The sequence below is a fragment of the Dietzia sp. DQ12-76 genome (assembly GCF_014145045.1).
GTDB lineage: Bacteria > Actinomycetota > Actinomycetes > Mycobacteriales > Mycobacteriaceae > Dietzia.
The window spans coordinates 1-10,434 of sequence record NZ_JAALDV010000416.1 but is presented as its reverse complement, the minus strand read 5'-3'; the positions used below and the strand labels follow the sequence as shown (position 1 = coordinate 10,434).

9 protein-coding genes are annotated in these 10,434 nt (G+C 70.1%); 2 read left to right on the top strand and 7 right to left on the bottom strand.

Going from position 1 to position 10,434, the window contains the following annotated elements; genetic code table 11:
- From G6019_RS13655 to G6019_RS13630, 6 genes are all read right to left on the bottom strand, one after another.
- Positions 1 to 421: enoyl-CoA hydratase-related protein (locus G6019_RS13655; RefSeq protein ID WP_309230241.1), on the bottom strand; the 421-nt coding region annotated here is incomplete at its 3' end.
- Between the two features lie 23 nt (positions 422 to 444).
- Positions 445 to 2,091, bottom strand: a complete 1,647-nt coding sequence (locus G6019_RS13650) for an acyl-CoA dehydrogenase family protein (protein WP_182613157.1) — start codon at positions 2,089 to 2,091, stop codon at positions 445 to 447.
- A gap of 76 nt (positions 2,092 to 2,167) precedes the next feature.
- Positions 2,168 to 4,534, bottom strand: a complete 2,367-nt coding sequence (locus G6019_RS13645; RefSeq protein WP_182613158.1) for a transketolase-like TK C-terminal-containing protein — start codon at positions 4,532 to 4,534, stop codon at positions 2,168 to 2,170.
- Positions 4,531 to 6,375, bottom strand: coding sequence for an FAD-dependent monooxygenase (locus G6019_RS13640; RefSeq protein WP_182613159.1), 1,845 nt, complete (start codon positions 6,373 to 6,375; stop codon positions 4,531 to 4,533). Before G6019_RS13640 ends, G6019_RS13645 begins: the two co-directional genes overlap by 4 nt.
- Positions 6,372 to 6,998, bottom strand: coding sequence for a VOC family protein (locus tag G6019_RS13635; RefSeq protein WP_182613160.1), 627 nt, complete (start codon positions 6,996 to 6,998; stop codon positions 6,372 to 6,374). The genes G6019_RS13640 and G6019_RS13635 overlap by 4 nt, the downstream gene beginning before the upstream one ends.
- Positions 6,995 to 7,972: a fumarylacetoacetate hydrolase family protein gene (locus G6019_RS13630; RefSeq protein WP_182613161.1), complete on the bottom strand. Its 978-nt coding sequence runs from the start codon at positions 7,970 to 7,972 to the stop codon at positions 6,995 to 6,997. The genes G6019_RS13635 and G6019_RS13630 overlap by 4 nt, the downstream gene beginning before the upstream one ends.
- Before the next feature lie 116 nt (positions 7,973 to 8,088).
- Here G6019_RS13630 and G6019_RS13625 point away from each other — a divergent pair, with 116 nt between their 5' ends.
- Together G6019_RS13625 and G6019_RS13620 are read left to right on the top strand one after the other, a co-directional pair.
- The gene (locus G6019_RS13625) at positions 8,089 to 8,787 is read left to right on the top strand and encodes a TetR/AcrR family transcriptional regulator (protein WP_182613162.1); all 699 of its coding nucleotides are present in this window, start codon (positions 8,089 to 8,091) and stop codon (positions 8,785 to 8,787) included.
- A gap of 87 nt (positions 8,788 to 8,874) precedes the next feature.
- On the top strand, positions 8,875 to 9,891 hold the full coding sequence (locus G6019_RS13620; RefSeq protein WP_182613163.1) for an esterase/lipase family protein: 1,017 nt from the start codon (positions 8,875 to 8,877) through the stop codon (positions 9,889 to 9,891).
- Between the two features lie 120 nt (positions 9,892 to 10,011).
- Here G6019_RS13620 and G6019_RS13615 read toward each other — a convergent pair.
- A partial coding sequence (locus tag G6019_RS13615) for an SAM-dependent methyltransferase (RefSeq protein WP_241726056.1) occupies positions 10,012 to 10,434 on the bottom strand: 423 nt, incomplete at its 5' end.

Genomic DNA, 10,434 nt, shown 5'->3' with positions numbered 1-10,434 from the left:
GGCGGACGGTCCCGCCGTCGATGAGGGGCACGCCCCATCGGCGGCAGAAGACCCCCATCACCGCGCTCTCCTCCGCGACCCGGAGATCGGCCCACAGTGCGAGCTCGAGACCACCCGCCACGGCGTGGCCCGACAGCGCGGCGATCACCGGTTTACCCAGTCGGAGCCTCGTCGGCCCCATCGGACCGTCCCCGTCCGCGGCGACCCGATTGCCCTCGTCCCGCGCGATCGCCTTGAGGTCCGCGCCGGCGCAGAAGGTGCCGTGTTCCCCGTGCAGCACGGCGACGGAGGCCTCGGGGTCCGCGTCGAAGGCCCGGAACGCGTCGGCGAGAGCCTGCGCGGTCGGCCGGTCGACGGCGTTGCGGACATCGGGCCGGTTCAGACCGATCACGGTGACCGGACCGTTCGCCGAAACCGTCACTCTCGCATGCTCATCCACGATGCTCACCCGACCTTCGGGGTGACGCGATCGAGGATCGCGGACGTGTCCACCCCGGTCGGCAGCGTGCCGAGGACGTCACCGTGATCGGCCCCCAGCCTGCTGGCGCAGAAGGCGTCGGCGACCGCCGGGTGTCCGTGGCGGACCAGCAGGTGCCCCTGCAGGATCACCGCCATGTCCCCGATCACCCGGCGCGCGACGTACTGCGCCTCGTCCGGCTGCCCGGTGGCGATCGCCGTCAACGTTCCGCCCAGGCGATCGACGGCGCCGTCCAGTCGGGCGTCCGCCCCGCGGCTGGAGGAGACGGCCCCGAGGAACGCCTCGACCGTCTCCGGCTGCTTGGCCATGGCCCTCAGCACGTCCAGGGCCGCGACGTTGCCCGACCCCTCCCAGACGGACAACAGGGGCGCCTCGCGATAGAGCCTCGGCATCCGGGAGTCCTCCACGTATCCGTTGCCGCCGAGGCACTCCAGGGCCTCCGCCGCGTGGATAGGCCCGCGTTTGCAGACGTAGTACTTGCTGACGGCCAGCCCGATCCGTCGCAGGGCGTCGGCCTCCCGGTCTCCCGCGTCGGCGAGGTCGGTGAGTTCGGCGAGCCAGAGCGCGACCGTCGTGGACGCCTCGGCCTCCACCGCGAGGTCGGCCAGCACGTTGCGCATCAGCGGCTGGTCGATGAGGGCCGCTCCGAAGGCCCGGCGATGCCTCGCGTGGTGGACGGCGCTCGCGACCCCGACCCGCATCCCGGTGGCGGTACCGAGTGTGCAGTCGAGTCGGGTCATGTTGACCATCTCGATGATCGTCGCGACGCCCCGGCCCTCGTCGCCGACGATCCAGCCCGTCGTCTGGTCGTACTCGACCTCGCTGCTGGCGTTCGACCGGTTGCCGAGCTTGTCCTTGAGACGCTGCAGGAGGAAGGGGTTGCGTGAGCCGTCGGGCAGGACCCGAGGGACGCAGAAACACGTGAGCCCACCCGGCGCCTGCGCGAGGACCAGGAAGAGGTCGGACATCGGCGCGGAGGTGAACCACTTGTGCCCGGTGATCGAGTACGTCCCGTCGGCGTTCGGCGTCGCGCGCGTGGTGTTGGCGCGGACGTCGGACCCGCCCTGCTTCTCCGTCATCGACATCCCGGCCGTCAGACCCCGCTTGGTGGTGGGCGGCGCCAGAACCGGGTCGTACTCCGGACCCGTCAGCAGCGGTTCGAACGTCGCCGCGAGGTCGGGAGCGCGGCGCAGCGCCGGAACCACCGCGTAGGTCATCGAGATCGGACACCCGTGCCCTGCGTCCGTCTGGCCCCACACACTCGACTTGGCCGCGCGCACGAGGTGGGGGCTGGGCCGGGGGTCCGCCCACGGGGCGCCGTGCAGACCGAAGCCGACGGCACGACGCATCAGCTCGTGGTAGGCCGGATCGTAGTCGACCTGATCGATCCGGTTCCCGTACCGGTCGTGGGTCCGGAGGATCGGCGGGTTCGCCTCCGCGCGGTCGCCCCACTCGAGGGCGTCGGCGGACCCGGCGAGCCGACCGATCTCACGCAGCTCGTCCCTCGCGTGGTCCGCCCCGGCGCGGGCCAGGGCCTCCAGGATCACCGCTTGTTCCGACGCGTCGTACCCCACGAGGGGCGGGACCTGATTCGTGACCGTGTGTGTCGCCATCGATGCAGTATTACAGAAGTGCTACGAGTACGTCGATAGTGTAATTCGAAGGGCCGGCCCGCGCGTCGGGAGGTGATCAGCCGACGGCGTCGAGGGCAGCCCGGACGATGCTGTCGGTATCGATGCCGTGATGCCGGTAGACGTCCTCCAGCGCACCGGTCTGGCCGAACGTCGAGACCCCCAGCGCGCGCAGCGGCACGGTGTTGATCGTGGCCAGGAAGGCCAGCGTGTGGGGGTGCCCGTCGAGCACCGTGACCATCGGTGCCGCACGATCGGCGGGGAACACCGCGTCGAGGATCCAACTGGGTGCATCAGACCGTCCGGCCCGGGCCTGGAGGGCGGCGAACAGCAGGCCTGCGCTGGTGACGCAGACGACCTCTGATCCGATATCCAGAGCGGAGAGCCGGTCGGCGGCCGCCAGCGCCTCGCTGACGACCGCTCCCATCGCGACGATGGTGACGTCCGGATCCGCGCAGGCTCTCAGGGTGTAGGCGCCCGCGACCACCTGGGCCCGGCGGCGCTCGCGAGCGGCGGGGTCGTCGGGAACCGAGGCGAGGTGCTGGTCCACCGGCCGCGTCGACAGACGCAGGTAGGCTGATCGCCCGTCGGGCCGACCGAGGTGCGCGAGGCAGTCAAGCAGGATCCACTGCACCTCGACGGAGAACGCGGGTTCGTACGACACACAGCCCGGCTGTTCCACGCCGATGGACGGGGTCGTCACCGATTGGTGGGCCCCGCCTTCCGCGGACAGGCTCACACCGGAGGGTGTGCCGACGAGAATCGACTGCCCGCCTGCGTAGATGCCGAACGACCACGGCTCCAGGGCCCTCTCGACAAAGGGGTCATAGACGACGCCGATGGGCAGGAGCGGTTGACCCCACCGACTCCAGGTCGCGCCGAGCTCGCCGAGCAGTCCGACGAGGTTGGTCTCCGCGATTCCCAGTTCCATGTGCTGCCCGGTGGGTCTCTCACGCCATTTGACGACCGTCTCGGAGTCATCGGCGAACCAGTCGTGACGTTCGGTCGGCGACCAGACCCCCACCTTGTTGAGCCACCCGGCCAGGTTGGTGGTCGAACTGACGTCCGGGCTGACGGTCACCACGCGTGCGGCGACATCCGGGGCGTCGCGCGTGAGGTCCAGGAGCACTCGCCCGAGAGCGGCCTGGGTGGTCGACGTCGACGGCGGTGTACGGCTCAGGTCCCGCGGCACGGCCAGATCGGGGAGCGACGGAGCGGGCTCCCGGCGCAGGTACTGCGCGGTCGCCGCGCACAGCGTGCCCTCGGGTGATCCCGGGTCGAACCTCCGCCACGGGCGATCGACCGCCTCACCGAGTGAGTCGGCCAGGCTCGCGAACTGATCGGCGGTGAGCAGTGAGGAGTGGTTCTGCGGGTGCCCCTGGGTCGGCAGCCCGAAACCTTTGACGGTGTAGGCCAGGATCACCGTGGGGCGTTGGTCGTCGATCCGGGCGTAGGCGTCACGCAGCGCGTCGATGTCATGACCACCGAGGTTGGAGATCGCGCCGAGGAGGGCCGCGTCTGCGAGATCCCCGATCACCGTGGCGATGGCCTCCGCATCGGCCCCCTCGCCCGGCAGCCTGTCCCGGATCTCCTGCGCAGAGCACCGCAGCAGCCTCTGGTACTCGGGGTTCGACATGTCACGCAGTCGTCGTCGCAGCGCGTCGCCACCGGGGCGGGCGAACAGCTCCTCCAGAGTCCGACCGAAGTCGACGGTGAGGACCTGCCAGCCCGCGGCGGCGAACATCTGCTCCAGCCGCGGGGCGGCGATGTTGGGCACGACGCGGTCGAGCGACTGCCGGTTCATGTCGACGATCCACACCACCTCGCCGAGTTCGGCCACCGAGGGGTCGAGCACGGCCTCCCACACCGCTCCCTCGTCGAGCTCGGCGTCGCCGACGATCGAGTACTGCCGGCCGGGGCCGGTGGGGCCGAAGGTGGTGTCCACGTAGCGCCGGGCCATCGCACCCCACAACGGTGCGGTCGCCCCGATTCCCACCGATCCGGTGGAGTAGTCCACGCGGTCCGGGTCCTTCGATCGACTGGGGTAGGGCTGGAGACCGCCGTACTCGCGCAGCGTCGGCATGTACTTCTCGTCGAGGTCGCCGAGAAGGTAGTTGATCGAGTGGAGCACAGGCGAGGCGTGGGGTTTGACCGACACACGGTCGCCGGGGCGGAGCTGCCCGAACCACAGCGACGTCATGATGTGCACCATCGACGCGCACGAGGCCTGGTGCCCCCCGACCTTGAGGCCGCTGGGATTGGGGCGGACCCGGTTCGCGTGGTGGATCATCGCCGTGGAGGTCCACAAGACGCGCTTCGCGATCGACTCCAGTATTGCGCTGTCGGCTCCGGGGGCGGCGGCTCCGGGGGTGGCGGCCTCGGGGGCGACGGCCCCGGTGGCGGCCCCGGTGGCGGCGTGGGTCATGGCTGGGACTCCTTCTCACGGCGTGACGGGGTCGTCGACGTGCTGAACACCGGCGACCAGCGGGTCCGGAGGAAGGACACCAGGTCCCCCGCGGAGGAGGCGGCCGAGGTCTCGGTGCTCCAGATGATGTGCCCGTCGCAGCGGACCGCGACGGCCCCGCCCCGGTCGAGGCCCAGGAGGGTCTCCGTACGCTCCGGGTCGACGCACCGGGTGCGGATGTCGACCACGTCGACCTCCATGGGTCCGGTCGACCCGCTGCGGAGACGGTCCCGCCAGGACCCCGCATCGGCGGTGATGAGGGTGACCGTCTGCGGGTCGCGGTTGACCAGCTGCAGGATCGACCGACGCCCGTCGGAGGTGTCGATCAGGGACACGTGCGGGAGTCGGCCTCCCGGCACGACGCACGGCGAGTACTCCACGACATCCCCCACGACGTCGTCGTCGGTGCCGGACTGACGACCTCGGTCGTCGGCCGCCACGAGCGGCCCGTCGTAGCAGTACCCGAACTCCAGGCCGGTCGAGACGAAATGCGACAGCTGCAGGGGTATCGCCTCGGCGGCCTTTGCACGCACACGCGACGCCCGCGGGGTCTCCTCGAGAAGAACGGCCGTCCGCGCGAGGCCGCCACGAACGAGATGCTCCGAGAGACGCGCGGCCATCCCCGCCGGCAGCCACCTCAGTGGTGCCCGGCCCATCAACCGGGTGACGTTGTAAAGCGCACGGTTCGTCGCACCGAAGTGCCGGGTGACCGCGTCGAGCTGGAAGTGGTTGGACACACTGTGGTGGGCGAAGCGTTCGACCACCGGTCGGCGTTCGAGCTCGTAGGTGTCGAGAAGGGTCTCGCGGGCGCCGTGGGTGAGCACGGCATCGAGCTTCCACGCGAGGTTGTGGGCATCCTGCACGCCGCTGTTGAGTCCGTAGCCCCCGGTGTGGGGGAACCGGTGGGCCGCGTCACCGATCAGGATGACCCTGCCGCGGCGGAAGCTCTCCGCGGTCTGCGAGGTCATGGTCCACGCGCCGGTGGAGACGATGTCGTAGCTGTTGTCCTCGCCCAGGACCGCGGGGAGGGTGTCACGCCAGTACCGGTCCGGGTCGGCGGCGATGGGTTGCCCGGGATGCAGGTAGGTGCCCATCAACACGTAGTGGCGATCGGCGTGCGCGATGAGCACTCCGGCGAACTCCGGTCGGTAGATCCAGGTGAGCAGGGGCCTGTCGTCCGGATGCAGGTCCGGGGACCGGAAGAACGCGCTGGCCATACGGGCCAGGACCGGGCCACGCAGACCGATCCCGAGGCTCTCGCGGATCGGACTGTTCGCGCCGTCGGCACCGATCAGGTACTGCGCGGCGATCCGACCGAGGTCCGTGTCCGCCACCACTCCGTCCTCGACCCGGGTGACGGCGCGCACGCTCACCCCGCGGCGGAACTCGACCAGCGGTTCGGCGTCGAGCCACTTCCAGAGCACGGGCATCAGCAGGTGCTGGCCCACGTGCGAGAGGAGGAAGTCGCTCAGGGAGCGAACCTGCTCCAGCCGTTCCGGATCGGAGAGCAGGTCGATCTCGCCCAGCGGGGGTGCGGAGGTCGACGACATCCACCGGATGACGCTGATCTCGGAGATCGGCGGGGACAGCGCCGCGATCTGTGCGGCGAGGTCGGGGGCGATCTCGCGCCAGATCTCGAGCGAGCGGGCGTTGATGACGTGCGCGGCGGGGTGGGTCAGTGGCTCCTGCCGCCGGTCGAGCACGAGGGAGGAGATGCCGCGCGACGCGAGCAGCAACGCGAGGGTCGCGCCGGAGCTGCCCGCGCCGCAGATCACGACGGGGGCCCGGGTCTCGGGGCTCATAGCGTGCGGAACGTGATGGCGCGCTTGTTGGACCGGGCGGTGGTGCCCGGACGCACTCCCGCCTGTCGGTGCACGAGCTCGGAGGGCGCCGCGCCACCGCGCAGCCGCTCCAGCAGATACCCCGGGTCGATCATGACGCCGATGGGGTTGTCCGCGAACTCCTCGCTGTCGAAGAACGCGGCGGTCTCCTCCGCGGTGGGGAAGTTCTCGACCTGGAACTCGAGGCGGATCCCATCCGGGTCCTCGTAGTACAACGACGTGGTGGGGCCGTGATTGATCGACCACACCGGTTCTATCCCGAGAGATGCGAGACGCTCGTGGTTGAGGAGCAGCCGTTCGAGCGAGCTGTAGGTGAACGCCAGGTGGTCGACTCCGAGGATCTTGCGGCGGAGCCTGGCCAACGGGAAGAGGAAGCGCACGAGGCCGGGGATCTTGACCAGAGCCAGTCGATGACTCTCGTCGTCCCAGGTGAGGAAGGCGATCTGCTTGTCCTCGTGAACGACCTTCGCGCCCAGAACCGTCCGGTACCACTCGATCATCTCCGTCGCCCGCGGCGTCTTGACCACGTAGTGAGCGAGGATCTCCGGCGCGAGGGGGGTGTTGACCGGCTGCGCGATCGTCATGATGTCTCTCCGTTCGTCGAGTTCTCGGCGATGATGGGGGTGCGTTGCGTGCCCAGGTCGAGAGACCCGTCTCCTGAGCGGATCGAGGCGGTGACGAGGTCGCCCGGTCGCAGGAAAGGGCCGTCCTGGTTGCGTCGGATGAACAACCGCCACATCACGTGTTCGGGAAGAAGAGCGGTGGCCAGACGCCTGATGAGCGGATGAGGTGACTTCGCGGCGGTCCCGTGTGGCGTGCCGGTCAGGACGACGTCTCCGGGCGACAGGTTGCAGAACGTGCTCAGCTCGCTCAGCGTCTCGGCCGGTCGGTACAAGAAGTTCGACGTCGAATCCGACTGCCGGACCTCGTCGTTCACCCTCAACTCCAGATCCAGATCGTCGAGGAGTGGGTACTCGTCCTCGTCGAGGATGAGGAGCTCGGGGCCGAGTGGACAGAATCCGCGGTAGCTCTTGCCCTTGAAGTACTGCCCCTGAGGGAGCTGGACATCGCGGGCCGAGATGTCGTTGCCGATCGTGAGGGCGGCGACATAGCGGGGGAGCTGGTCGTCGGTGAGGGTGACCGGCCGGTCGATGGTCGCGCCGATCACCAGGCCCAGTTCGATCTCGTAGTCGAGCAGCCGCACATGGCGGGGGCGGGTGACGGGGTCGAACGGCCCGGACACCGAGGCGTCGGTCTTGTCGAAGAACAGATTGAACGCGCGGTTGTCGGGATCCATGCCCGACTCGATGGCGTGTTGTCGGTAGTTCGCACCCTGGCAGATCACCCGACACGGCGTGGTCACCGGCGACACCACGGTCACGGCGGACAGCCGGTGGGTCGGGGGTCGACCGAGCCCGTCCCGCCACTCCTCGATTCCCCGCTCCAGCACCTCCCCGGTGGTCGGATAGGCGCCTTCCAGGGCGGTGGCCTCGTCACCGTTGACGATGCCCCAGTGCGTCGTCCCCTCGGCGACGTACCGGATCAGCCTGACGGCCATGTTGGCTCCTTCATGTCGAACCCGATGTCGCGGACCCTACCGATTTGGTTGACTGGCAGTCAATGACTATCGGTCAGGAATCTTGCAGGCCAGCCCCCTCTCGTACACTCGGGGACGTGAACAGCGATGCCGGATCGCGCCCCGATGACGCCCCCGGCGCCCCCGGCGCCTCGCCGTCACGAGCCGAACGCAAGGTCGCGACGCGCGGTCGCGTCCTCGAGGCGGCCGCCGAGACGTTCGCCGAACGCGACTACAGCGCGGTCACGGTCTCCGAGATCGCCCGACGGGCGGGCGTCGCGCACGGTCTGGTGTTCCACCACTTCGGGTCAAAACAGGGGTTGTACCGGGCGGTTCTCGACAGGTTCGTGAAGAACATGGACTCGGCGTTCGCCGCGGGCGCCGACACCGACCCCGCCGACGCGATCCGAGCCGGCCTCCGTGCGCACCTGTGCTACGTCGCCGATCACCCGGAACTCGCCCAGCGACTGATCGCCGGGGGGCGCTCACCGGACGCGGACGTACTGGAGGCGTCGCAGGCAGGACGCGCCCGAGCGCTCGAGATGCTGGCCGAGCTCGTCGGGGTCGACGCCGACGACGCCACCGTCCAGTTCGTCGGCCGAACGATCATCGCGGCTGCGGACGAAGCCTCGTTGAACTGGGTGCGGACAGGCTGCCGCCTTCCCGTCGACGACCTCGTCGAGTGGCTCGTCGAGGTGGGGTCCGCGGCGATCAGAGGCGCCGCCGTCCTGGACCCGGACCTCGACGTCGATACCGCCCTGGCGGTCGTGCACACCAGCCGGCGGCCGGGAGCCTAGAGCATTCCGTCCGGCGGCACGGGCCGACCGAGCTAGGGTGATAGCCGTCACATCCCGCGCCCAACGGCGCCGTCCGGGAGATGGTCAGTGCCTCGACTCCGCTTCACCCTCCCCCTCCTGACGGCGGCGGTCTCGACAGCCCTGGCCCTGGCCTGCGCTCCTGTGGCATCGGCGACCGACCCCGCCACCCGTCCCGCCCAGCCGATCTCGTATACGGCCGAGGCAGGCGGGATCTACCAACTCGCCAACCCGGGCCGGCCGTGGCCGGGCGTTGACGACTGGTCGTGCCGGCCCTCCCCGGAGCACCCGCGCCCGGTCATCCTCCTGCACGGCACCGGCGCCAACGGCGTCAACAACTGGGGGACCGTCGCGCCGTCCCTCCTGAACGAGGGGTACTGCGTCTTCTCACCCACGTACGGCGCGACACCGCTGTTCCCCGGAATCGGCGGTTCTTCACGGATGTCCGATCACGTCGCCGAGATGACGTCGTATCTCGATGGCGTCCTCGCGGCCACCGGCGCCGAGCAGGCCGACATGGTGGGCCATTCGCAGGGAGTGACCGTGGCGATGCACCTGGCCAAGGTCACCCGCCCGGGCAGGATCGGAACGGTGGTCTCACTGGGCGGATTCGCCGGCGGGACCGCAGAGGCGGGGCTCCCGGGTCTGGCTTCCCTCTCGCCGGTGGTGGACCTGGAGGGCATGGCCGCCGAGTCCTCGCGGGGCCTACCCGACGGGCCCCTTCCCGTACCCTTCCCCGCGATGCTCGACATCAACGAGCACTCGCCGACGGGCCGCCTCCTCTTCGCCGGAGGCAGCCCGTTCGACCGGAGCACCAGGTACACCCTCATCGCCTCCGCTTTCGACGGCCTGGTCCCACCCGCGATGAGCTTCCCCGAGGGTGACCACCCGGGCGTCACCACGCACGTTCTCCAGGACACCTGCCCACGCAACGGAGCCGACCACGCCTCGCTCTACGCCGACCCCCAGACCCTCGACCTGGTGCTCAATGCCCTCGACCCGGCTGCCGCCGTCACCCCCCGGTGTTGGCCCACCACCCCGGTCCTCGGCGCACTCGGGGCGGTTCCGGCCCGCGGAGAGGCCTGACCCGCTCGACAGCTGTGGTGGACCCTCACACGCGCCCGCGCCTCCACGCCCATACCAACGACCCCACCGCGACCAGGACGAGCACCGGGAGCACCCATGCCCCGTCCACTGCCGTGCGAGTTACCCCGCCACGCGCCGTCGCTTCGACTCCCTCTCCGGGTCCGACGCGTACAACCAGGACTCCGCCTCTCCCGGTCGCACGAGCGCCCGGCCCACCAGGATCACCGCGGCCTGCCGCAGGCCCGCGGCCTCGACGGCGTCGGCGATGTCGGCGAGAGTGCCGCGCAGCTCCACTCGGTGCGGGCGGCTCGCGTGGGCCACCACCGCGACCGGGCACTCCGCGCCGTGCGTGGGCACCAGCCGTTCGGCGAGCTCGCGGATCCGGGTGATCGCCAGGTGCAGCACCAGTGTCGCCCCGGTCGCGGCGAAGTTCTCCAGAGATTCAGAAGACGGCATGGCTGTCGACCGGGCCTGGACCCGGGTCAGAACGACGGACTGCACCACCTCGGGAACCGTCAGCTCGACCCCCAGCTCCGCGGCGGA

Coding starts and splice junctions, on each gene's coding strand:
- G6019_RS13640 (WP_182613159.1), bottom strand. CDS start 6,375: ATGAGCCCCGAGACCCGGGCCCCCGTCGTGATCTGCGGCGCGGGCAGC.
- G6019_RS13635 (WP_182613160.1), bottom strand. CDS start 6,998: ATGACGATCGCGCAGCCGGTCAACACCCCCCTCGCGCCGGAGATCCTC.
- G6019_RS13650 (WP_182613157.1), bottom strand. CDS start 2,091: ATGGCGACACACACGGTCACGAATCAGGTCCCGCCCCTCGTGGGGTAC.
- G6019_RS13645 (WP_182613158.1), bottom strand. CDS start 4,534: ATGACCCACGCCGCCACCGGGGCCGCCACCGGGGCCGTCGCCCCCGAG.
- G6019_RS13630 (WP_182613161.1), bottom strand. CDS start 7,972: ATGGCCGTCAGGCTGATCCGGTACGTCGCCGAGGGGACGACGCACTGG.